The sequence below is a fragment of the Paenibacillus vandeheii genome, from assembly GCF_030433635.1.
GTDB classification, from domain to species: Bacteria; Bacillota; Bacilli; order Paenibacillales; family Paenibacillaceae; genus Paenibacillus; species Paenibacillus vandeheii.
The window spans coordinates 328925-353400 of record NZ_JAROCD010000006.1; the positions used below are offsets into that span (position 1 = coordinate 328925).

22 protein-coding genes are annotated in these 24476 nt (G+C 46.3%); 5 read left to right on the top strand and 17 right to left on the bottom strand.

Going from position 1 to position 24476, the window contains the following annotated elements:
• Positions 1 to 1839 (bottom strand): sensor histidine kinase, encoded by a 1839-nt coding sequence (locus tag P5G61_RS14030; RefSeq protein WP_301247104.1) that lies wholly within the window; start codon positions 1837 to 1839, stop codon positions 1 to 3.
• A 75-nt stretch (positions 1840 to 1914) separates the two neighbouring features.
• Positions 1915 to 3573, bottom strand: a complete 1659-nt coding sequence (locus tag P5G61_RS14035; protein ID WP_301247105.1) for an extracellular solute-binding protein — start codon at positions 3571 to 3573, stop codon at positions 1915 to 1917.
• Positions 3574 to 3772: 199 nt separating this feature from the next.
• On the opposite strand from P5G61_RS14035, the gene P5G61_RS14040 reads away from it, so the two are divergent.
• Positions 3773 to 4030 (top strand): GlsB/YeaQ/YmgE family stress response membrane protein, encoded by a 258-nt coding sequence (locus P5G61_RS14040; protein WP_301247106.1) that lies wholly within the window; start codon positions 3773 to 3775, stop codon positions 4028 to 4030.
• A gap of 251 nt (positions 4031 to 4281) precedes the next feature.
• Here the strand turns inward: P5G61_RS14040 and P5G61_RS14045 are convergent, their stop codons facing one another.
• Together P5G61_RS14045 and P5G61_RS14050 are read right to left on the bottom strand one after the other, a co-directional pair.
• On the bottom strand, positions 4282 to 5319 hold the full coding sequence (locus P5G61_RS14045) for a ketopantoate reductase family protein (protein WP_301247107.1): 1038 nt from the start codon (positions 5317 to 5319) through the stop codon (positions 4282 to 4284).
• A 13-nt stretch (positions 5320 to 5332) separates the two neighbouring features.
• Positions 5333 to 6079, bottom strand: coding sequence for an acetoacetate decarboxylase (locus P5G61_RS14050; RefSeq protein WP_301247108.1), 747 nt, complete (start codon positions 6077 to 6079; stop codon positions 5333 to 5335).
• Positions 6080 to 6268: 189 nt separating this feature from the next.
• Between P5G61_RS14050 and P5G61_RS14055 the strand changes: the two genes are divergently transcribed.
• Positions 6269 to 7171, top strand: coding sequence for a LysR family transcriptional regulator (locus P5G61_RS14055; RefSeq protein ID WP_301247109.1), 903 nt, complete (start codon positions 6269 to 6271; stop codon positions 7169 to 7171).
• Positions 7172 to 7405: 234 nt separating this feature from the next.
• On the opposite strand, the gene P5G61_RS14060 is transcribed toward P5G61_RS14055, so the two are convergent.
• The 11 genes from P5G61_RS14060 to fba form a co-directional block, all read right to left on the bottom strand.
• Positions 7406 to 8533 (bottom strand): phosphotransferase enzyme family protein, encoded by a 1128-nt coding sequence (locus P5G61_RS14060; RefSeq protein ID WP_301247110.1) that lies wholly within the window; start codon positions 8531 to 8533, stop codon positions 7406 to 7408.
• A 331-nt stretch (positions 8534 to 8864) separates the two neighbouring features.
• Positions 8865 to 9518, bottom strand: a complete 654-nt coding sequence (locus tag P5G61_RS14065; protein WP_301247111.1) for a hypothetical protein — start codon at positions 9516 to 9518, stop codon at positions 8865 to 8867.
• 501 nt (positions 9519 to 10019) lie between these two features.
• Entirely contained in the window at positions 10020 to 11567 is a 1548-nt protein-coding gene (locus P5G61_RS14070; protein ID WP_301247112.1) for a right-handed parallel beta-helix repeat-containing protein, read from the bottom strand.
• A 51-nt stretch (positions 11568 to 11618) separates the two neighbouring features.
• Positions 11619 to 12572, bottom strand: a complete 954-nt coding sequence (locus tag P5G61_RS14075) for a carbohydrate kinase family protein (protein ID WP_301247113.1) — start codon at positions 12570 to 12572, stop codon at positions 11619 to 11621.
• Positions 12569 to 13873, bottom strand: coding sequence for an alpha-galactosidase (gene melA, locus P5G61_RS14080; RefSeq protein ID WP_301247114.1), 1305 nt, complete (start codon positions 13871 to 13873; stop codon positions 12569 to 12571). Before melA ends, P5G61_RS14075 begins: the two co-directional genes overlap by 4 nt.
• Before the next feature lie 18 nt (positions 13874 to 13891).
• A complete protein-coding gene (locus P5G61_RS14085; RefSeq protein WP_301247115.1) occupies positions 13892 to 14716 on the bottom strand; it encodes a carbohydrate ABC transporter permease in 825 nt (274 codons plus the stop codon).
• Between the two features lie 21 nt (positions 14717 to 14737).
• Complete coding sequence (locus P5G61_RS14090) at positions 14738 to 15673, bottom strand: carbohydrate ABC transporter permease (RefSeq protein WP_301247116.1); 936 nt, start codon at positions 15671 to 15673, stop codon at positions 14738 to 14740.
• A gap of 15 nt (positions 15674 to 15688) precedes the next feature.
• On the bottom strand, positions 15689 to 16981 hold the full coding sequence (locus P5G61_RS14095) for an ABC transporter substrate-binding protein (protein WP_301247117.1): 1293 nt from the start codon (positions 16979 to 16981) through the stop codon (positions 15689 to 15691).
• A 70-nt stretch (positions 16982 to 17051) separates the two neighbouring features.
• Positions 17052 to 17852, bottom strand: a complete 801-nt coding sequence (locus tag P5G61_RS14100; RefSeq protein ID WP_301247118.1) for a DeoR/GlpR family DNA-binding transcription regulator — start codon at positions 17850 to 17852, stop codon at positions 17052 to 17054.
• Between the two features lie 184 nt (positions 17853 to 18036).
• Entirely contained in the window at positions 18037 to 18999 is a 963-nt protein-coding gene (gene pfkB, locus P5G61_RS14105; RefSeq protein WP_301247119.1) for a 1-phosphofructokinase, read from the bottom strand.
• Positions 18963 to 19829, bottom strand: coding sequence for a class II fructose-1,6-bisphosphate aldolase (gene fba, locus P5G61_RS14110; RefSeq protein ID WP_301247120.1), 867 nt, complete (start codon positions 19827 to 19829; stop codon positions 18963 to 18965). The genes pfkB and fba overlap by 37 nt, the downstream gene beginning before the upstream one ends.
• Positions 19830 to 20155: 326 nt before the next feature.
• Here fba and P5G61_RS14115 point away from each other — a divergent pair, with 326 nt between their 5' ends.
• On the top strand, positions 20156 to 21199 hold the full coding sequence (locus P5G61_RS14115; RefSeq protein ID WP_301247121.1) for an SIS domain-containing protein: 1044 nt from the start codon (positions 20156 to 20158) through the stop codon (positions 21197 to 21199).
• Between the two features lie 224 nt (positions 21200 to 21423).
• A complete protein-coding gene (locus tag P5G61_RS14120) occupies positions 21424 to 22275 on the top strand; it encodes an aldo/keto reductase (RefSeq protein ID WP_301247122.1) in 852 nt (283 codons plus the stop codon).
• 112 nt (positions 22276 to 22387) lie between these two features.
• On the opposite strand, the gene P5G61_RS14125 is transcribed toward P5G61_RS14120, so the two are convergent.
• Together P5G61_RS14125 and P5G61_RS14130 are read right to left on the bottom strand one after the other, a co-directional pair.
• Complete coding sequence (locus tag P5G61_RS14125) at positions 22388 to 22843, bottom strand: hypothetical protein (RefSeq protein WP_363325745.1); 456 nt, start codon at positions 22841 to 22843, stop codon at positions 22388 to 22390.
• 163 nt (positions 22844 to 23006) lie between these two features.
• The gene (locus tag P5G61_RS14130; protein ID WP_301247123.1) at positions 23007 to 23924 is read right to left on the bottom strand and encodes an arginase family protein; all 918 of its coding nucleotides are present in this window, start codon (positions 23922 to 23924) and stop codon (positions 23007 to 23009) included.
• Between the two features lie 105 nt (positions 23925 to 24029).
• Here P5G61_RS14130 and P5G61_RS14135 point away from each other — a divergent pair, with 105 nt between their 5' ends.
• Positions 24030 to 24392 (top strand): winged helix-turn-helix transcriptional regulator, encoded by a 363-nt coding sequence (locus P5G61_RS14135; RefSeq protein ID WP_301247124.1) that lies wholly within the window; start codon positions 24030 to 24032, stop codon positions 24390 to 24392.
• Positions 24393 to 24476: the final 84 nt, after the last annotated feature.

Genomic DNA, 24476 nt, shown 5'->3' on the forward strand with positions numbered 1-24476 from the left:
CTACCACCCTCCAAGATTTACATTTTCCCAAGGCAGACGTATTGTTACACACGTATTATTGCCCTGCATGCTATCAATCCAAAGACCGCAATGTTTGCCGTAATGAAGCTGCAGTCGTTTGTTCACATTTTCCAAACCAAGTCCGTTCTTGCTGGTAACAATAGGCGTATCCAAATCTCCCCGCAGTGCCGCTTGCAGTCGGACTAACATCTCAGGGTCTAGCCCCACTCCATCATCTTGTATCTTAATAAGGAGTACGTGGTCATTCTCCACTGAAACCGTAATCTGAATACACACCTTACCGCCCGAAGGCGCGGCGTGATGAACTGCATTTTCAACGATGGGCTGCATGCACATCTTCGGAATCGCATAGCGGAGCACTTCCTGTGGGAGATCTGCCGTCAATAGGATGCTGCCGCCTTCCATTAGATTGATGAATTGAATGTAGCTTTGGATATTAGCAAGCTCCTCACGAAGGGCAACTGTATCGCTGCGCCATTGCATACTGTAGCGAAGTTGCGAACCTAACGATACCAAAGAGTTGGCAATAGCGGGTTGCTGTTGAACCTCAGCGAGCATACGAATAGATTCCAGTGCGTTATACAAAAAATGAGAGTTGATCTGGGAATGAAGAGAGTGCAGCTGAGCGTTTTTGGCGATTAACTGTTTATCCACGACCTGGGTCATCAGATGTTTGACCTCATATAACATTTTGTTGTAGCTCACAGCCACCTCGTCGATTTCATCCCCTCTTTCGTTCTCATCAAGGCCTGTATCAATCATTGCATCCAGCTCACCTTTCCGTACCTGGCGCATTGAAGCCAGTACGCTGTCCAACCGTCGGAAAATGCGCCGAGTTGTATGGGATACGAGCAGCATGAGCAGCAGCAGTACACACAATGTAATCGTTACCACAAATGCATACCAGCTACGGGGCCCCTTCATCAACGCCTGATGGGAGGCAATATCAACCACATAAGTGTTCAGCGGAGCAATGTAGCGGTACAGTGCATAGTAGCTCTGATCTCCAACCTTAACCTTGACGGGACTTTCCTGCGGCAGTACATCCAGTTGAAGATGAATACTGCCAAGGATTTTGTCCAGCTCCTCTCCTGCCTTTTGAGAAAACTCATGCTGGGGATTGTATACATACTGTGGATGGTCGCTTTCGTTCATCAAAACAGAGAAAAAGTCTCCCTTGCTCTCCTGGAGCAAGTCGCTGAAAAACATACTGTGCGGGACACGTATTTCCATAATACTGGGACGTTTTTGTTCTTGCCCCTGAAGGCGAACCAGACGGTAGTAGGATAACGTATGTTCACCATCCTTAAAGGAAAATAAACGATAAGCCGCCCCACCTTCATCCCGAAGTTTTGCCCAGTAATCCTGCGGCCAAAATTTCTTGTAATGATAGATTTCAGGCCAAATTTCATATAAGTTCGGATTATCCACGTAAAAGCTGAGCTCACTAATCATCGCATTGCTTTGAATGATATTTTGCATCTGCTCAAATTGGTTTTGTTTGAATTTCACCAGTCGCAGTCCATCCACAATCATGTTGGAATGAATAAAATCCACAAATGCCTTTTGAGTAAGTGCAGTTGTGGAAGCGTTCTCAATGATGTCCATTCTGCTGCGTAATTGTTCGTTTAGCCATGAAACATGGCTGTTGCCCGTCGCCATAGCGTCCTTGTATAACTGGGTTTCCTGCATCCGAATATATAAAAAGGATACCAAAATAACAGGTATGGCAATCATCAGGCTAAACGCAAGAAACAGCTTTTGGGAAATACGGGAATTACGGTAAAGCTTCCTCAGTCTAGTCCGTAAATATTTCATTCTGATGCCCTCCCCACCTTTGTTATACCATATATTACAAGTTGTCTGATAGGTAACGAGGCTGATAGGGAATGGTTATTCCGACATCTTGGCTTTTCGCGCATCCAGCTCAGCCTGACGGTATTCCATCACCTGATTAAATCCGTAATTCACACGGCGGGCTAGGAAATTTTCGAATATCTTATCAAAAGCAGCTTCATCCTTGGCGGTTATCAATTCAGGCAGTACTTCCTCCCAATTCTGTGAAATACGGGACCAGGCTAACGCTATATCGGAATCCCCTACAGGATCTAATCCCTTATAGATGCCGCTGTCCATATCAGCCTGTTTGTTGGCGAACTCCTCCATCTGCTTAATGGACGGAGCCTTCTCCGGTCTCCACGGGTTAACGAAAGCAGGGTTTCGCAGCATCCAGTAGGTATCCATGATGCCGTATTCCTTTTCCAGCCTCTCTCTGTCCGTATCAAGCAATTGGACCATATCGGCTTTCAACTGCGGCTTACCATTACTCATCACCCATGTTTCGCCTTCTTTGCCCAGAAATACATCCCTTTGGCCTTCTTCACTGGCGAGATAGGTCAAGAAGCGGATGGCTCGTTCAGGGTTTTTAGTGGATTTGCTAATCATCGTAACCATCCAGCCATCCATGCTGCCGGGGAACAGTCTGGCGGATTCTCCCCTGCTGTTCCGGGGTCCATCCACAGCAATATAGTATGAACTCTGATTCGTACGGACTGCCAATTTCGAATTGAGATCCGAGATGTCTGTCCATTCCCGAATCATCATAAAATATTGAGCATGGTTGGTTTTTTCCTGCACCTGTGCACTGGAGTCGACCAGAAAATCAACATTAATCAGGCCTTGCTCGTAAGCGGTACGAAATGTTTTCAGCCACTGAATATAATCGGGATCTGTAATACGGTCGTATACCTTACCGTTCTGTTCATGGGGGATCGCGAGCAGATTTTGTAGATATTCGGTCATCCCGTAGGATGCATTCCCCTGTGCCCAAAAAGGACTAATCAGTTGGCCTTTATAGACAGAATATTGATTCTTCAGCAATTGCAGTGCATTTAGAAAACCTTTCGGTGTGCTGAGGTCCGGTTTGCCCATCGACTCATACAGATCCTTACGTACGAGAAAGGTTTGATTCGCTCCCGTCAAGCCAGTTGCACGCATCTGTTCGGGATTGTACGCATCATTGGGAATGACGTAGGTATGGCTGTCTTCCTGCCGATACCATTGTAGAGCACCATCACCTGCTACCTTGTAAAAGTACGGATCATACTGGTTGGCTAGCTCATCCAGGGCATAGATGAGGTTGCTCTCCCGAAGCTTGTTAACCGCACTTTCCCAGGAGCCGATGGTCATCAAATCCGGCAGATTACCGGACGTCAACATTCGTGATAACATCTCGCTTGGTTCACCGGTTGGTACTTCAAATTCGATATTGACCCCTGTTTTTTGGGTGACATATTTGGAAGTCAGGCTCTCACCCCAAGTGTGCCCGTACCATTCGGCTCCAACGAACCACGTTAGGTTCACGGGTGTGGTATCCAGCTTCCACGCCGGTTTTTCCGGATTCAGCCTAAAGCTCTGCACCTGCTCCGTTGAGTCCCCCTCTGTCGAAGCAGCCTTATCTTCCGCTTGCTCTGTATCGGAACAAGCAGCCAATCCTGACATCAGAAACATCATCATCAAGGCTAAGATGAAAGGGCTACGAAACATGAACATCTGAGCGTCTCCTTTCTATACTGGTCATCTACAATCCCCATCTGCATCAGCATCAGCATCCATATTACTGGTGGTACAACCGATTTTACTATCCTTGGATTAAAATGGAAACGGTTTAGTGATCGATCTTCAGATGATCCGCATCATTCCCCCTAACGAAACATAACTTGTAATAAACCAATGGAAGGGAGACCAATTCTTGTATCTAATCTGGGTACTCATTGTCGGTGGGCTTATTGGCTGGTTAAGCGGCAATCTGATAGGGCGGGACGTACCGGGAGGCGTGCTTGGAAATATCATTGCTGGCTTTATTGGATCCTGGTTAGGGTCTGAACTGTTGGGGCCGAGGGGCCCAGTGGTGGGTGGATTTCACATTATACCCGCGATCGTTGGCTCAATCATTGCCCTGCTGATTTTCTTTGCTCTGGCGCGCGGTGGAGCGTTCCGAAGACGTTAACAGGCAGAGACGCAAACCTGTTGTATATTGGATAATCCTGATAAGAGAAGCTGCGACATCAGCGACTTTCACGGGGTTATTTTTTTGCAGTAAAGGTACGTTCTTATATTCTTATGTATAGGATAAAAAAAGGCCCGAACCCGTAATCTTAGATAGATTAACGATTCGAGCCAGGCTTCTTTTTGGTATACATCCTCTTCATTCGGGTTCCGTTCGGTTGCTGCTTATGCTAATGAACGATGATTCAGGCTTTAGGCATTCAGAACGTTAAGCAGTTCTTCAAAAGACTGGATGTTAGTGTCAAACTGCGGTAAGGTCTGTGCCTCTTCTGCGGCTTGCACCAACTGAACCACCAAATCATTGTACGGTGTCGCAATCCCCGTTCCTTTCGCCTTGCTTGAAACCACTCCGTTGATAAAATTAATTTCCGTTTTGCGTTTTTTCTCCAAATCCTGCAGCATGCTCGCTTTGAGCAATCTCGATGGCTCCATCACATAACGCAAGGTTTGAATGCGTTCAGGAATGTCTGATTCATTGTGAAGCTCCAGTGAGGCGATATCAAATCCGTTCATTTTCACAAAAGTAACCCCGCTCGCTTGTCCGACCTTGATCGTTTCGTCTGCAATATGAACAGCACTTCGAATGCCCGCTTCATGATCCAGAATGTCACCATACGTACCGTTCAGTGCTGCCGACAAACCGCTGAATGCGTTGTTGATCAGCAGTTTGGACCATTTGGTTCCCACAAGATTATCGGAGATATGTGTACCCCCGACAAGATCCAGAACTTCTTTTACACGCTGAATCCGATCGGTATGCTCTCCGTTCAATTCGCCAATCTGGAATGCATACTGCTTGAATGAATTGTACGCTGTGGTCAGGCTTGAAACACCGGCTTCAATAAACGTAGCACCGAATTCAACGGAGCCGGCTATGACCCGTTTTGCCCCAACAATGGACGCGACGTTGTCCTCCGGAATTCCGTTTTGCAGGGAGCATACCATGCTATCCTCGTGCAAGAATGGAAGCAGTTCCTGAAGCACCGACTCATTATACACCTGTTTGGTCAACAGCAGCACGAGATCATATTGCCCTGACTTTTGCTCAGGGGTAATCGCTTTTACTTTCGCCCGAAACTCCGTTGTTCCGGTCACTTTGGCACCCGTCTGATTAAGGGCATTCACATGCTCCTGATAAGCATCAATTAACTCAACATCCATTCCGCCATCCGCCAGATATGCACCAACGATGGTTCCCAAAGAACCTGCTCCTACAATTGCAATTCTCATCTTTGTTGCCTCCTTATTTTTTCTCCAGGTAGTTATATACAGGCTGTGCCGCATTTAAGGTTAAGTTGGTGAGAATATGTGAAGCTGACACAACTTCGAGTACCGGCAGATCCGCCAGAGGCGCCAGTGCATGTTCAAACAGTTGCAAGCGGGCAGGTCCTGTCCATGCTTCCTTCACCTCGATATCCGTAATTTGAGTTCGGATCAGATCACAGATTCGCAGATTGCCGGTATAATCCGTAGCGATTTTAATCATAAAATTCGGACGGCAGATTTCATTTTTCGCAAGTTCCTTGTCCATCTCTACATGTTTGAAGCCCATCGTCGCGGTTGCTACGCGCAGTGTTCCATAATCCAGCGTGCCAACGAGGGTATCGGAATCCGTGTATAATTTCGGAGCACCGAGCTTTTTCGGATATGCGGTCAGCTCCCTCCCGCTTGCTATCGCCGGAAAATTGTCCACGTACATGGAATGCACATAATCGCCGTCTTCGCCGTTAAATTGCACGGGGATCACTTGCCCTGCCTCGGTGTATGCACCAAGCCCGGAAACATCCGGCATCCACATCACTTCGAATTTCACCAAAGGCTCGGTGATCTCCAGCGGTTCGGGAACTGCCGCGCGTAAAGCCTGTTCATCTGTCCGATAGATGATATTCAGGTATTCACGGTTGACAAATTTATAGGGTGGCATCGGATATGCCGGGGCAGTTAAAGGAGTATTCAGGTTTTTGGCTATGTTGTTCACATCCATTTTCATCAAAAAACACCTGCCTTGAAATAGGGTTAGTTTAACTGCAAGAATACGGTTCGTAGTACGCGCATGGCAGTGTGTAATGCCGTCAGTGTCCCGTACCTTATAAAAAAATTCTACATTAATATTCAAATTTAATATAATACATAATAAGAACTATATATATTTATTCGAATAAATAAGGAGAGCAAACAAATGGAACTGCTCCAGCTTAAATACTTCCAAACCGTTGCGTATACGGAACATATCTCCAAAGCGGCCGCACAGTTGAATATTGCCCAACCTTCACTTAGTCTGACAATCAAGAGATTGGAGGATGAATTGGGAACCCCCCTTTTTCACAGGAAAGGAAGAAATATCGAATTGAATGCGTCGGGAGAAATCCTGCTGAAACATGTGAACCGGATTTTTGTTGAACTTGAGAATGCAAAGCTTGCGATGCAGGAGAAGGAACATGAGCTTTCCAAGTTGATCCGAATCTCGATCTCGAATTCCAGATTTCTCTCTGGTCTGATTAGTGAATATATTCAAGGTTTTTCCGAGTCTCAGATTCATCAAGGGATTGCAAGCCGGAGTGACATCATCACCCAGTTGAAAAAAGGAGACGTAGATCTCGGCATCACCGGTCACCACCCGATTCAGGATGAAGAGATTGAATGCCGTGTGCTGGTTGAGGAAGACATCGTTTTGGTTGTGCCATCCAAACATACTTACGGCGGAGACGAGAACATTTCTCTAAGTGCTGTCGCAAGCGCACCCTTCATTTCCCTTGCCAATAATGAAGAATATAGCCGGTTTACTACGATGTTATGCGAGAAGGCCGGCTTTGTTCCCCATCACGCTTTTGAAGTTGATTCCCCTACACTGGTCGAGATTATCAAGCTGGATCAGGGCGTTGCGCTGCTTCCCGTTTCCGTCTGCCGTAATCTGGGGTTGCATTTTGTATCCATTGCTGACCAAGCAGCGATATATCCGATCAGCTTGTCATGGGTAAAACATCGGATGTTATCTCCGTCCATTCAGCAGTTTCGTGCATTTATTACCTCGTACTATGAGTCGAACGCCGCCCTGTATAAGGTACATCATGATATCCGCTGAAAGAAAGGCCAAAAGACCACGAGTTTCCCGGTAAGGGAAGCTGTGGTCTCTGTGTTGTATAAAAGTGGTCTGCTCACAACATGAACGGAGTATATTCTGGTTCACACGTCCATGTGCCGCCTTCCAAATTGAATAGCTTGCCGAAAGCCAAACAAAGAGGCCATCGGTACATACCGACGGCCTCTCCATTTTGATTAAATTACCTGGTTATTCATGGCTTGCAAGTGAATTTCCCTACCGTTCCCCATATGCAAAAGGAGCTTCCGTGGAATACATCTCATGGAAAAATCCTTTGTACGGGATGGCTTCTTCCATACATTTGATCAGATATAACAGTTCCTCGTCATCGCCTTCCGTTTCCTCTCCGCTACGTTGCAAGACTTCAAAACGGTCCAGAATATTCTCCAAAAGGGTAACTTGAATAAATAAAGGCAGCTTTTCCAGCATGTCATCCGCAATGGCGGTTTCGGAGGCATATCCTTCAAGTACGACTCGGAAATAGTCATTCATGAATTGCTTGCGTTTCTCTGCATCCGATTCGAATTGAATCCAGCCGACTCCGTTTGTCCACAGCGCTGCGAGGTCGCACATATACCAACCGAAACAGGAATTGTCGAAATCATACACCGTAATTTGGCCTGTATCATAATCAATCGAATAATTCCCGTCGTTATAATCGAAATGGAGCATGCCATAGGTCTCCTGGCTCGTATCCAATTCTTTTACCACTAGAAGAAGTTCAATCATCTTGTCTCTGAGTAAAGGGAAAGAGTCAGGGATCACTCTCTCGATATACGCCAAATTGTAGGTGTTCGAAAAATGCGGCCTGCGATGAACGGGGGCATAGCTTTTCGATAGCTGATGCATTTGGCCTAGGACTTTGCCACAATTATAGTAGTACTCGGTAACAGGAACCCCTTCCCGGTACTGATAATGGTTTTCTACCAACAACTTTCCTTTGGCCTTCACGAACATACAGACATAGAACGTATGATCATCATAGACGATCTCTTCGAGCAGATGACCCATTTTCGAGGGTACGACATTGGAGACGCTGGCTCCATGTTCATACAAATAGCGGACATATTCGAGCTCTGCCAGATAATCTTCACGGTTTCGGTCAGGTAAAAATGAAATTCGGAGGATTCGTGTTTCATGATCCTCTCGATCACAGGTGTACACGATATTCCGCCCGCCCTCATGTGGCGGGATAAGCTGAACTTGGTAATCCTCCAGGTCAAATAACTTGGATGCGCTTGCAATTAAGTGAGTATTGCTAATGTGAACCGCTTCGTTAAAATGAATAATGATCTCCTCCAGTAAACATTGATGGGACGGTTTCCCGCATTGCAATGTCCACAAAAGAAATCCCTAAACCGCAAATATCCTTTCGTGGACCTAAAGCACAATCACCTTGTTAGACATTTAAAATTCACTCCTTTTGCTTGAATGTATACAATATAACCTATAATTCCATATTATTCTAGTTTTTTATTTATAACTCTACATCGTTGAATGGGCTGACATATGCCGACATATGTAGAGAAAAAGAACACATCGCGTTCAGGCGCAATGTGTTCTTCCTTCGTTCACCGCGATTCAATGATGTACTTGATATTGTCCAGATGCTTCATTCATTTGTTGAGCAACTGTAATGGACTCTTCAAAATGTAGTTCATTTACGGTAATCCATTTATTGTACGTGTTTTTCTTCTGCATAATATCTTTCATACTCTTTAACCAGCATATAACGCTGGACACCGTTCGTGGCATTCACTGCTTCTTCAGCATGCTTAATGGCCATTTCACGATGACCTAATTTACGTTCAATTTCGGCAAGCAGTGCAGATTGCATCCATCGTCTTTTAATGGATTTCAGGTGCTCCCTGGCTTGCTCGCTCATCCCTTCTTCTATAAGCAAAAAAGTTTCGTAATATGTACGATAATCCGATCTGCGCATCTTGGGCACCGCTTGCCGAACGGACAATATATCCATGCGGTAAACACCGTAAGCTGCCTGATATATCGCTTGCATAGATTTTTTCGTTGAATTGTTTCTGAGCTTCTCCATCGTGATTTCGACTTCATCATCCAGTCTGTTGGCAATCACATAACAAATATAGATATAGGGCCTATACTGATTTCTTCGCAAAAAATTCTCAACACGATCCATTCGATTCTCACAAGCCATAGGATAAAACTCATGAATGGTATACGCGATAAGAGTGGCGATGAGCACCGGGCCTATAATCCAAAAAATTGATTGGTCATTTAACAGCATCACAAGCACAAAGACAAAGACAGCAGTATAAAACACAACTTCCCGCCTACCCATTTCTATCTTCACCTCCTTCCAGCATCCTTATTAATGAAGTATCTATTATATCAGAATAAACTCCACTATTGTATAAATTTAGGATGCCAATATATTAGCGTGAACACTGGGACAAATAGGTTCGTTCTACCAGGATCATTGGCCCCTGAGAGCGATATCCCTTTCTCTTCGGCGTAGGCGTAGAAATACTGAATATGTGCAGCCAAATGCTCTTTATTTTGGACAAACAGGTGACGGATACTTGCATGAGCTTGATCAGCTCGCTAATTGTAAGTTCAGCCCTCATCATGCTCTTTATCTTGGATGTCAAGAGTGAGTTTGATTTGGTTTAGTTCTAATCCATTTTGATTCACTGATACACAAAAAAAACGAGCAGGCCACATAGGTGACCTGCCCGTTAACTTAATGAGTCAGCGGACAAAATGGATCAGTTCGTCATATGAGTCGGTAGTGATCGAACAAGTTTTGTCCATCACGGATACTTGTATCTTCCCATTCGTTCGATTATAGGTCTTACTCGTAAGCTCCGATATTTACAGCAGCTCCCTGTACTCTTGGTTTCCCCTCAATATCCAGTGTTCCGATGATCGCAGTGTCCGTGTTCCCGGTATCAATCGCTGGAGATGAAGATTGGAGATGGAAATCGTATCCTGAAGCATTCACAAATTTGGGATCGATGAACAAGGAATGTGCATCATTGCCGGTTCCCGCTTTGTAAGCGGAGAAACCGGTGTAGTCTTTATTTTTCCATGTCCAGCTCGCTTCACTGCTACCTGCAGGAGCGAAATAGAGATTATAATCCACAACGTTTCCAGAATTCTTGGTGTATTCATTGTAGATCAGCACATCTGTGGAACTGGCTACAAAAATGTTGTTCTTAATTACATTATTTTGTGTATCGAATTGAACGTAAAGCTGGCCGCTGCCATCGCCAAGCGTGTCATTTTTGTAAACCGTATTGTTGACAATCTTGCAGTTTACTGTGGAGCCACGTTTGGTATCATAGCCACCCATAGCAATGCCGGTGAGTCGGTTGTTGTAGACTGCATTGCTGCGCACTGTAATATTGCTGGTGGATTTACCGGCATGCTCGGACGCAATCTCGATACCGATATCATTGTTATAGCTATAGTTCTGCTCAATAATACTGTCCTTGCCACCATCGACATAAATCCCATCGGCTGCATTGCTGTTATTCGGAAGTGATTTCCCGTACGAAGGATTATTATTGGAAGAAATATTGTATACCCGGTTACCCTTCACGAGTCCGTTCCGTACCTGATCGTAAGCCGTATTCGGCGCTTTACCCTCATAACCGATAAGATCAATGCCAATGTTATCGTTATCGTGAATGACATTGTTAGTTACCGAGAAGGTATCTACGTTACCGTTCAAAACCAGCGATTCGCTGGAGCCGAGGACGAGATTGTACAGTTCGTTACCGTTAATTGTAATATCGTGAATGGAGTCAGGGGCTTTTGTGCCATATACGGCAATTCCATGCGCATCCCGGCCCAGCAGGTCACTGCCGGTTGGTGTAGCCGTATTTTTGATATCATGAACTTTGTTGCCGGACAAATTGATAAAGCTGCCTGATCCGTGAACATAGATGCCTACGGGCATAACGTCCTTGGTTGCCGTGGTATAATTGCGAATCTCAAAACCCTGAATGGTAACGTAATTTACATCGGTCAGGTCAATCAACCCTTCAATTCCGCTAACGGAAAGTCCAGTGCCATCAATAATTGGAGCCTCTGTGCCATCGTTAGTGAATACAATCGGTCCCTGTGAAGCCGAGCCGGAGCGGGTGATCTTCAGCTTCTGGTTGTATACACCGCCGCGAACATGCACTGTACTGCCTGCAGGAACAGCATCCGCTGCGTGCTGAAGCGTCTTCCACGGTGCGCTGCTCGTTCCCGCATTGGAGTCATTTCCACTTGTCGCCACATAGTAATCCGTGCCTGCTGCGGCAGCGGATGAGGACCATTCAATCCCTGAAACAAGTCCTATCCCTACCGCCATACTTAATCCCACCAGCAATGTTTTACCGAATTTCAACATACCTTCAACTCCCTTTTTTCAATTGGTTGCGCAGAGTAAAGCCAGACTCAACTATTCAAGCCCTTCTTGCAAATGAAGTACAGCCTCCATCGTTGGCAGGCTACCTGTGCCACCGATGCCAAGCGTGGACAATGCACCACATGCATTGGCGAATCGCAGCAGTTCGTCGCCCCGCTTTCCGAGCAAATATCCGTATATGATTCCAGCGTTGAAACAGTCGCCTGCTCCCGTCGTATCGACAGGAGTCAAAGTGTAAGATCCGCGCGATATTGTACTTCCGTCCAGCGCTCGCAATGTAGCACCTTTTGACCCTTGTTTGACTGCTACAATTCCCCCCACGACAGGAAGCATGGAATCAAGCACATGGGCTACCCCGTCGGCAGGGAAAATGTGCAGTAGTTCATCCTCGCTGGGAATAAACAAATCAGTCTCCGCCAGTAGTGTACATATTCCTTCGCGGTCCCATTGATTGGATACATCCCAGCCTGTATCAAAAGATGTGCTGATCCCGTTTGCCCGCAACTTTGTAAAAAGCCCCGTCCAATAGGGTCTCATTCCATCCTGTAAATAATAAGAACCAAAATGAAGATGCGTGGCCTGCTGTAACAGTGACCCTGGAATATAATCCGGAGTCAACAACGGGATGCTGCCAGCGTACGTTAATAGTCCGCGGTCAACGGGTGTGGAAAGGGATAGGGTCACACCTGTCTTGATGCCCGACAATCGGGTTACATGCTCTGTATTCACGCCCATTCGTTGCAACTCAGCGATACAGAACTTTCCGAAATCGTCATCCCCTACGACGCTGACGAATCTCACATCCGCTCCCAAGCTTGCCAGCGCACAGGCCGTGATTGCCGATGAAGAACCAAGTACAATCTCGAAGCCATCGACCATTTTCTCCCGATTCCATTCCGGCATCACATCCGTTCCGGATACAATGACGTCTACATTTAGCTCGCCAGCGATGACAACTACGGGACTTGTTTCCTGTCTCTTCATCATTTCAATGCCGGAACAAATCCTTGTTCCGCCTCGTACAGTTCATCGAACATGCTTCCGATCTCCTCCAGGGAGCACACGGCAGCAGTTAGCGGGTCCAACATCAGTGCATGGCGTGCCATTTCCTTGTCATTTCTCCGTACAGCTTCCACAGCCAGGTCAAAAAAAGCCATATTCGAGCGGCACAATGCGGCCAAATGCTCAGGCAGTCTTCCGAAGCGGCAAGGCTGAACGCCTTTCCCGTCAACGAGGCAGGCCACTTCCACCACACCGTCAGGCTGCAAATTTTCAATCAATCCCCGGTTTGGAACGTTACCGTAAATGACCTTCGGCTCATTTTTCAATACCGCTTCGATGATAATAGCTGCATATTCATTACTCGATTGAAGCTCAAGCGGTACCGTACCTTCAAGCTGCGAAACGATCTGCTCATCATTCTCTCTCCGCCAGATTGGCCAATTGTCCGCGTAGAATCCTGTGGCTCCGTTATAACCTGAGCTGCAGTGCTGATCAATAAGCGATTGGCGTTTTCGGTAATACGGAATATATTCCGAGAAATGGCCGCTGGATTCCGATACGAAAGCACCTAAATACTTCATGGCATCCAAGCGGACCGGGTCCTGCCGCAGCAGTTCAGGAGTGGTTTGTATTTTCTCTAACAGAACAGGATACAGATCCTTCCCCCTGTGAGACAGCTCCACGAACCAGGACATATGGTTAATCCCTCCAGCTTTCCATGACATTTCTTCATAAGGAACTCCGGCATATTCGGCCAGTTGAGCCGACGTATTCTGGATCGAGTGGCATAGCCCCACGACTGGAATGTCCGTAATGCGGGAAGTCAGGAGTGTAACCGCAGACATCGGATTGGTATAGTTCAGAATGATGCAGTCTGGGCAGAGCGCTTCAATGTCGCGTACAATTTCCATCCAGCTGGGAAGGGTACGGAGCGTCTTGAACAGTCCTCCCGGTCCCAACGTATCGCCGATGCATTGTTTTACCCCGTATTTCAGCGGAATTTCATATTCATAACGAACTGTCTCCAGCCCGCCCACTTCAATTTGGTTGATCACGAACTGTGAACCGCCGATTACCTCTCTGCGATCCGTGGAGGCGACTACCTCCCACGTTTTCCCTGTCCGTTCCACGATCTGAAGTACCAGTCTGCGTGCCAACTCAAGCCGCCGCTCGTCGATATCAACCAGGGCAATGGTGCCACCCTCCAAGCCTTCAATCAGCAGGATATCCATAGCGATCTCGCGCGTAAATGCACTGCCTGCTCCGATAATTGAGATTTTAGTCATCACTTTTCTCCTCGCCCGTTATTTCATACCTGTCATCGCCAGGCCTTTAATAAATTGCTTCTGGAAGATCAGGAACACTATAATAACCGGTATCGTAATCAGTACCGCAGCTGACATGACGACGTTGTAGTTGACCTGATGCGTTCCGTTAAAATAGACCAATGCCAGCGGAACGGTCATTTTGCTCTCATCATTTAATACAATCAACGGCCATAGATAGTTATTCCAGGAGTTCATGAACGTGAATATCCCCAATGCTGACAGCATGGGCATAATAAGCGGCATAACGATGCGAAGCATCAGCCTGAATTCGCCTGAACCGTCCATTCTTGCTGCTTCCAGCAGCTCCTGTGGAATCTCTTCAATGAACTGTTTAGCCAGAAATACACCGTAGGAGCTGACCAGATTGGGCAAAATGATCGCCAGCAAATGGTTAACCAGTCCAAGCTCAGCGGTAATCAAATACGTTGGAATCATAATAACCTGAAAGGGAATCATCATCGTTGCCAGGATCAGCATGAATAGCAATTTTTTGCCTTTAAACTGATGTTTGGCAAATACATATCCGGCTAAAGCACTGGTAAATAAGGTGATTACCGTTATGATGACAGATGTCACCAGACTGTTCAGCAGCCACGTCACAAACGGCGCCTCGCTAAAAACCGTTCGGTATCCGTCCAGACTCGGCTTACTTGGAAATAACCCGCCGGAACCCGAGACGATGTCCATGTTGCTTTTCAGAGATGACAATACCATCCAGGCATAAGGCAAAAGCATAATACAAGCTATGACTGCAAGAACTGCGATAGTGACGCCTTCCCATAGACTTAACTTACGCGGCATCGGCTTCTCCTCCTGTTCTCCTCAATGTTCCCATTGTGTGCGTCCCCATCGCAGTTGCAGCAGCGTAACAAGCAGGATGATCATTAGAAACACGGTTGCCATAGCGGATGCGTACCCCATATTGGAACTGGAGAATGCCTGTTCATAAATTTGCAGTGATAGCACTCGTGTTTCGTTGAAGGGCCCGCCCTTGGTCATAATCTGAAATTGCGGGAAGGCCTGAAAATAGGAAACGACTGTCGTGATCGAAACAAATAGCGTCGTTCTGCGCAGTAAGGGCAGTGTGATGTGAAGAAAGACATGCCATCGACCCGCCCCCTCCAGTGTAGCTGCTTCATAGTACATATCCGGGATGGAATCCAATCCGGCAATGAAAAGAACGATATTATAGCCAATATCAGCCCACAAGGTCATCATAATGACGGAATAGAGCGCATAATGCGGATCACTGAGCCACTGAATTGGGGCCATATGCAGCTTGGCGAGCAGCACGTTGAACAAACCGTCATTATAATTGAACATCGTACTCCATACGATGGCTGTTCCTGCCAGTGGAGCAATCGTGGGAAGAAAGAATACGGTCCGGAACAGATTTTTGAGCCACGGGATGCTGACTCGCTGAATCGCTGAAGCGATCAACAGCGTAATGACAATATTGATCAGTACGGCGATAATTACAAATTTGAAGGTTACCCATAGTGACTTCAGAAATATGGAATCCTGGAACATCCGGATATAGTTCTCCGCCCCAACAAATACCGCGTTAGAGCTGAGCGGGTCATACTTGAATGCGGACAAGCCCAGGCTCCATGCGATGGGAAGGAAAGCAAACACCCCGAACAGAAGCAAGATTGGTACGAGTGAGATGATGATGAACCTTCGTTTCGCCCTGTAGGCTGTCGACTTTGCCGCTGGGTTAACCTTGTCCGCCTTGTTGGTAGATATAGCAGTACTCATGCCCCAGCACCCCTATCACTTATGTTGATCCTGATTATCGTTAATCGTCCGTTCGATGTTCGCCAATCCGTCCTCGACACTCTGCTGTCCACTAGCCATCAGCTGAAAGTTGTCGTTGACCTGTTTGAAGAAGAAATCCCTGTCTGCTATAGGACCAATCCATTGACCTAACGACAATATAGCCAGTGAGGGCTTTAAATGGGGATTGTTCTTCAGGAACTCCGGGTTTTCGGCAATTTCTTTTTTGGCTGGAACGGTAAAGGTGTCCGTATTCCATGTCGAGAGGTTGTCTTTCTCCGAGATAAATTGGATAAAATCAAGTGCAGCCTCCTGCTGTTTACTTTGCTTGGATACGGCAAGCCCCCAACCGGATTCAGCAGCAAAAACAGGTGGATTCTCTGTAAAGGAAGGCACGGATACGTATTCAAAATCATCAACCTTATAGCTGTTCTGTCCCGCAGCAATCGTCCAAGGGCCGCGATAGGTCATGGCTGACTTCCCCTGAAAAAAATAGTCAGAGGTATCCAGCTCACCACCGAAAGTGGTTAAATCTGCGACTTTGTCATCAGCCACGAGTGAGACCAGGGTGGACATGGCTTTCTGAGCCTCCGGTGTGTGAAAATTAATATGTCCGTCTTCACCCATAAAACTTGCGCCCTGCTGCAAAATGAGCGATAGGAAAGTGAACGTAATATTGTCTGCCGATACAAAATCGAAGCCTTTGACTTTGATGATATCGCTTTCACGTACGGTTAGTTTCTTGGCGTAATCCACAAGTTCTGTCCAGGTTGATGGTGGATGATCCAAGCCTTGTTCTTTGAGCATTTGCGGATGAATCAGCATGCCACCGTTCTCAATGTTGTATTCCAGCGGCAGCCCGTATAACTTCTTGTCTCGCAAATATCCCCCCAGGGGGGCATCATAGTATGCTTTTTTTACATTTTCACTATCAGGAATTTCAACAAGCAGGCCGTTCTTGGAATATTCGGGCACCCAGGTGCCGAAGAATTCGGCAATATCGGGCGGTTTCTTCGCGGAGAATGAAGCCTTCAGCTTCTGGCTGTACACATCATACGGAAAGGTCTGATACTCGATCTTTACATCGGGGTGTATGGTCTGGTATTTGGTTATTAATTTCTTGTATGCGCCCACTATGGCGTCTTCCTGATGACTCCAAAAGACCAGATTCACCTTGCCTTGCGAGTCTGCGGATGGTTCGCCGCCAGAAGTGGAAGAACTGGAACAGCCCGCTTCAGCGATTACAACGCAAATCATCGCAAGGATCAGCATAAACTTGGAAAAATGCATTCGCATATCCTCCCTTGTTCTGCAAATTAGCCAGCATCAGAAGAGAGGGGCGGTTGAGGATCAGGTGTACTCATATAGAAGCATTGCGATCTGTAGTTGTATGTATAGCAATCTGCTGCTCCCTACACGCTTGCTCAAACCATCCCTCCGGCTGCTTATTCGTGATTACTCCTGTCACCTGATTCAAGGGAGCAATGGTAAACAAAGCACTTTTCTCAACCTTGCTTTGATCGAATACAGCATAAACCTCGCTGGAACGTTCCATTGTTAATTGGGCTATACGGGCTTCAAGCTCGGAATGCATCGTAAAGCCGAAATTCTGCGTTACTCCGTCCACCCCGAGAAACATTTTCGTAATGTTAATTTTGTCGATTACACTTTCCGCCAGCGGACCGCACAATTCGTAGCTTTTGGACCGCATAACGCCGCCAATGACCACGACCTGAATATCTTCGGCATCAGCCAATTCATAAGCAATATTCACCGCGTTCGTGACAATCGTAATATTACGGTGCTTTTTGAGCGCTTTCGCAATAAAGAACGTTGTTGTACCTCCCGTCAGGCAGATAATGTCCCCCTCTTCAACGAGGGCGGCGGCCGTGGCGGCGATCCGTTCCTTATCCATCCGTCTGAAATCGCGTTTTGCTGCAAAAGGCAGCTCCGATACCGCCGAAGTCAGACTGCCTTCATATATGGCTCCCCCATTGGTTCGAATAATCTCGCCCGCTTTTTCCAGCACGTCCAAATCCCGTCTTGCGGTTGCTTCCGAGCAGCCGACCGTTTGGACAATCTCTAGCAGCGATATTTTTCCATGCGATTTAATCAGTTCCAATGTTTGTGCTCTGCGCAGTTCACCCTTTGAATATTGCATATGTCTCTCCTTTATTATGTCTGGGCTTACATGATATCCGTTAACTGCAGCCCGTGCTAGCTCTATTGTGTAGGATGAAAGGATGGATTGCAATATGCCGAAGTGAACTGCATCCCATAAGAAAAACTTCTCTCTGATGGTTACACATGAGGGATACGAAGCTGATTTCCACAACCTTCAACCTTCACAAAGGAATAACCTGCACCTGATGCTCGTACTCCTCAAATAGATCATAGTCGATGTCGCCTGCTTTGGAAGACATGGCATTTGCAGCTGCCGCCGCGACAGCCGTTCGCAGCCTGGACTCAGCCGAATCGCCGCGCTCTGACGCATACGCCATGCCGGCAACAAAGGCATCCCCGCAACCTACCGTGTTTACGGGCTGAATGGCTGGCGGCTTCACCATATACGCTGTTCCGTTTAGAATGGCCAGAGCACCTGTACTTCCGAGTGTTATACACACCTCGTTAATTCCCTGATTAGCCAGCATGTGCGCTGCACGGGTGCATTCGCTTATTTCGCTTGGCTTCTGCCCCAGCCATTCGGCCAGTTCCTGCTCATTCGGCTTCACAAAATGGGGCGTTGCGCTTAGCCCAACGCTAAAAGCTGTTCCCCCTGTATCCAGAAAGGCTCGCGAGTCTGCTGAACGGACAATGCGTATCAGTTCTGCGTACAGTGTCTCTGGTGCACCTGGGGGTAAACTTCCAGACAGGATGACCGTACTGGACTGGCTGGCAAGCCTGTGTACTTTTTCCTTGATTGCTTCAACTTCGGCCTCTGACATGGTTGGACCCCGCCCAAGCAGCTCGGTAGAGCTACCGTTGGAATCGTCCAGAATGTTAAGGCAGACCCGGGACTCTCCCTCTGACCGGATAAAATCAGTCTGTATGCCTCGTTCAGTCAGGCTGCTCTCAATAAATACGCCGTTATTGCCGGCAATAATGCCTGTGGCCATGACTTGACCGCCAAGCTGCCGAATCACTTTGGCTACATTATTGCCTTTGCCACCCGGTTCGTTAACCTCCCGGGTCACCCGATGCACCTGGCCTACGCCAAACTTGTCAACGTACAATGTTCTGTCAATAGCCGCATGGAGTGTGACAGTGGTAATCATCGGGCCACGCCGGCTTTGCCAGTGCTTCCGCATAACCGTATTTTCTCCATGGCAAGCCGTTTAACGGCTTCCTTCGCCGGAGCCATGTATTTGCGTGGATCATTCTCTTCCGGATGAATTAAGAATACATCCTTGATAGCTTCAGAAAACGCAATACGCAGCTCTGTGGCTATGTTCACCTTCGACATCCCCAGCGAGACTGCCCGATGAATTTGTTCGGCTGGAATGCCCGAACCACCGTGCAGTACCAAAGGAACCGATACACGATTCGCAATGGTTTCAATTCGTTCAAAATCAATGTTCGGCAGCCCTTTGTATATCCCGTGTGCGGTTCCGATTGCCGGAGCGAGTGTAGTTACACCTGTACGTTCAACAAACTGCACGCAATCTTCGGGATCAGCCAGGGACGCATGCTGTTCCTCAACGACAATATCATCCTCAACACCACCGACCTTGCCAAGCTCTGCCTCCACGTTCACACCAGAGGCCTGGGCAACCTCCATTACTTTACGGGTTAGATTCACGTTTTCCTCAAAAGGATACATGGATGCATCGATCATAACGGATGTATAACCTGCTCGTATGCATCGGATAATGGTCGAAAAATCAGTGCAGTGATCGAGATGAAGTGCGATAGGGATGTCCGTCAAGTCCGCTGCGGTTTTGGCCGCATGGGCGATGTAATCCGGACCCAAATGATTGACTGTGCCCACCGTGGTTTGAATAATCAGCGGTGATTCGGTTTCCACAGCCGCTTCAACGACAGCCTGAAGCATCTCCAGGGTGTGTACGTTAAATGCAGCGATGGCGTAATGGTCTCTGCGAGCTGTTTGCAGCATTTCAGTGGACGAGATCAGTGGCATATCCATTCCCCCTTAAAAGGTTGCGCCGCTCCCTGCTTCAAGGATTCAATGAGTACCCTCTTTCAGCAGGCCATATAGCGACGAGTTGAACGATCCTGCACCTCCCTTCACGGGTCAGATGAGATTGGAAAACATTTGAACTTTTCTTGCTTGTGATCATAATAATCTTTTTATTTGATTAAATCAATCATTATTTTGGAAAACTATTGCAATTTAGTGGGTTATAACGGCATAATTATGATTAACACAATCATATAACTATACATTTGATCAAAAAGATCACGAGATGAAGTTTTCAATCCAAATTATTCCCGGGAGGTACTATTATGAGTTTGACGTATCGTGAAGTAAAAGAACAATATAAGGCCTTGCAGCAGACCTATGATTATTTACTGGCCAAACGCACGGAATTTACTGCCTTTGTGCAAGCTCAAGCGATTACTTCTGTAACCTTTGTAGGCGCCGGGTCCAGCTATTGCTTGAGCGAAGCGGCCGCTTTTTCCTTCCGCTTGCGTGCTGGCCTGCCTGCAATGTCACTTGCCGCTGGTGATCTCATGCTCCATGCAGATCGCTATCGTCCCATGCTGGAGGGTAGCCTGATCATAGCGCCGTCACGATCTGGCAGCACCAGTGAAGTGGTTGAAGCGCTCCGTTTACTTCAGTCCGATCAACACATTCCGTTATTAACGATTTCTTGTGTAACGGACTCCCCGTTATCCAAAAGCGCCGATTTCCCATTGGAGCTGCCTTGGGCTTTCGATCATAGTGTTTGTCAGACCCGTACAGTAACCAATCTGTATGCGGCCAATCTGCTTCTCGCCGCTTTTCTTGCTGGTGATGAGGAGCTGATTACCGACATGCAGGAGGCGATTCATCAAGGCGAAACCTACATGGCACGTGTTGAGAAAAGCATCCGCCGCGTCTCCGACTTCAACTGGACAAACGTGGTCCTGCTTGCAGACGGTGAACTACAAGGAATGGCAGCCGAGGGTGCCATCGCTCTGACCGAAATTGCCAAGACGCAAGCCCACGCATACCATCTTCTTGACGTTCGGCACGGGCCGATGGTCACCGTTGGTTCGGATACTTTAGTGATCGCTGCCTTGTCGGACAGCGGTATTGAGCATCAGCGCAATCTGTTGAGGGATATTAAGGAGCGTGGAGCCACCATTATTACGTTTGCCGATCGGGCAAAGGGCATTCCGCAGGAATTCATCGACCTTGAGATTATAACAACTCATCCGCTTAATACAGCGGTGCGAGGTATCCCTTTCATTTTCATCTCGCAAATCGCTGCTCTTGCCAATGCTGAACGCCATGGTATTAACCCCGATCAACCCGATGGGCTGGTGGCCTGGGTAAAGCTGTAAAAAGAAAGCTTATTTCTTTTTACAGCTTTAACGCTTGGAAAAGGAAAATTACAGAGGGAACTGCAAAGACTTCTATTCGAGGCAGAATAGAAGTCTTTTACTTGAAGGTCAAGCGTGAAGTTCTTACGTCCTGTGAGATAATTAGGCAAGCATTTGATATGATTGATATAACGCTAGAATTATGATTTGGTACATAATAAACCTATAATAAGGAGGGCTTTAACATGGAAAAAGTAATACTTAACAATGGTGTGGAGATGCCCATTATGGGTTTTGGTGTTTATCAAATTGCAGATCAAAATGAATGCGAACAAAGCGTTTACGATGCGATTATGGCAGGATATCGCCTGATTGATACAGCTGCCGCATATCTGAATGAAGAAGCCGTGGGCCGAGCCATTAAACGAAGTGGTGTGGCGAGAAAAGAGTTATTTATTACTACGAAGCTTTGGGTTCAGGATACTGGTTATGAGCGCACTAAGAAAGCATTCGAAAAATCTCTGGAAAGATTGCAATTGGATGTGTTGGATCTGTATTTAATTCATCAGCCTTTTGGGGATGTGTACGGCTCTTGGCGTGCTATGGAGGAGTTATATCGTGAAGGAAAGATCCGAGCAATCGGGGTTAGCAACTTCCAGATGGATCGTCTGATCGATTTAATGATTCATAATGAGGTAGTTCCAGCCGTAAACCAAGTTGAAACACACCCTTTCAATCAACAAGTCGAGAGTGCTGCTTTTATGAAAGAGAATAATGTTCAGATTCAATCCTGGGCGCCTTTTGCTGAAGGAAGAAATAATATGTTCCAAAATGAAGTATTGGTATCCATCGCGGAAAAGGTTAATAAATCCGTTGCTCAGGTCGTCTTACGCTGGTTGATTCAAAGAGAAATCGTTGTAATTCCAAAGTCTGTTCGTAAAGAGAGAATGGTTGAGAACTTCAATATCTTTGATTTTGAATTAAGCCAACAGGATATAGAATCAATTACTGCATTAGATACGAAACAAAGTCTGTTCTTTTCTCATAACGACCCGGAAATGGTGAAAAGGCTGAGTACACGTAAACTTGATATTTGACCTTAGCTATTTATAAAAAAAGTCGCCATTTCTGGCGACTTTTTTTTCATGTTTATGCCCTTTTATCCAGTATAACGCCAGGGGATACTCAAGACGTTAGATAAACTGTTTACTACAATCCAATAAACATATTTCTGCTTAACGGCCCCCAATTTCCACCAGTGTATCCGGATCTCCCTTCCAAGTTCACAAAGCACGGAAGCAAAATATAAAGAACACCCATCGTCGCGTTTACATTGAAGGTTATAACAAATCTCGTTTTGGAATTATTGATTGGAGTTATCATTCCCCGATCAGCACGAATCGTATTTTCTTTAGAAATGGCTTCTCCCATTCCCAAACTGGCTATGTCTGATGGACTAGACATATTACTTCTTATCCAATAATTCGAAATGTTTGTTGCTGATGCTACATCCGCTGGCTGATCATACGTCACCACAATTTGATTGGATGCAACTTGCCTAACCTCCACTACAACAGGGTGAGGCATCATGGCTTCCCTTTCTCTTCCCCCCATGTTCTCGATCCAATAAGGATGTATTGTATTGGAATGATTATTAACTGACATTAGATTCCCTCCATGGCTGACTTCAATAGTCATTTGTCCTGAGATATTGTATGTAGGTGAATGACTATTGGTGCTTTGAAAGGCATCGCGAATCTAGCTTTCCCCTATTGTTAACGATGACTTTCTAAAATCCAACTGTGGTTGAACATCACTTTAAATGACATTATCGATTATTTAAAATAGGTATTTCTCCGAGCAAATTCCTCAAGTTAATCGAATCCCATGGCATATGCTCGGTTATACCCAATCCAACCACATCTGTTTCTTCCGATAGTTCTTTGAGCAGATGAAGGAGCTGAGGAATTTGCAAGGCTCCCGCAGGAGAAAAGGTGTAAGGCTCTTCAGGATTCGCAAATAATAAAGAACGAAATGCCTTAGGATCAAGCACATCCAAGTCAAGGTGAATAGCCAAATGCTTAATATTTCTTTCTTTGATCCACTCTTTTATGGATTGTGTACTTCTCATTAATTCTTCAGCTCCGGCTGTTTTGATGCCGAGTCTTTGAATCATTTCTGTATCTGATTCTGCAGTAGTTATACCTAATCTTTCAAAAGCTTCGGAGATGACTTCGTTTTCATGTTCCGTAGGCGTTGCTAACCCAGCGATAAAGACATTCTCAGGTTTGAGAGGGATTTTCACATGTTTTGCGAATTCCTCATCCCCTTCTCCCAAAAGATTCCCCAGTGGTAACGTATGTCCGTTATCATACCCCGTATATCCAACCAAATCGCTGTGTGCATCAATCCAGATCAAGCCTAATTCTCCATTGTATCGTTCGTTTAAATAGGCAAACGGGGCTTGTTCAACCAAGCAGTCCCCACCAAACATGACGATGCGGTCCGGCTTGTGAGCATGAATAATATGCTGGGCTGCTTCCAGTTGTTCAATGAGCTGTTTTCTCCCATGTACACCATTCTCGTTTTCCAGTGGAGTTCCATCATATGCTTGTACAGGCACTTGAATCAGTGGTTGATCATTATCAGGAGCAAGCCAGGCAAGCAGTTCCGCCCCAAAAGAGTAATTAGGATTATTGCCCCCTTGCCATTGTGGCATTAACAGGCGTACTGTTTTTTGATTCATGTTTTTCTCTCCTTTACTTCAAAGTAAGGTTAGTATAAACTGAACGCAAATCAAAAAGTAGTACGCACTATTATGACAGGTACTACCCGAAAGGATAGCATAAATATGAGTATGGCTGAATATCAAGGTAAGGTGAAACATATTCAAGATACGCCTTTTGGCTACACACTGTCTGTCATTGGCGGCAAATGGAAGATGGTCATTATTTATCTATTGGCAGAAAATCAACCGGTGCGCTTTAATGAACTGAAAAGACAAATTGGAGCGATAACTTTTAAAACATTGAGTTCACAACTGAAAGAACTGGAAGCAGATGGGATGGTCGAACGGAAAGAGTATCCTCAAGTCCCTCCTAAAGTGGAGTACAGTCTGACCGATAAAGCGGAAACCTTATTGCCCGTTCTGGAAGGAATGTGTGAGTGGGGAGTTAAAAATCAAAGTGAAGGAGGTGTGCTTGAGAATGATTAACTTTTCTCGACGAAGTGTCGTGCGATAATGATGACTCCCGCAGTGACATGGTTAACGTAAATAAAGTTGTGCATATGGACAGCA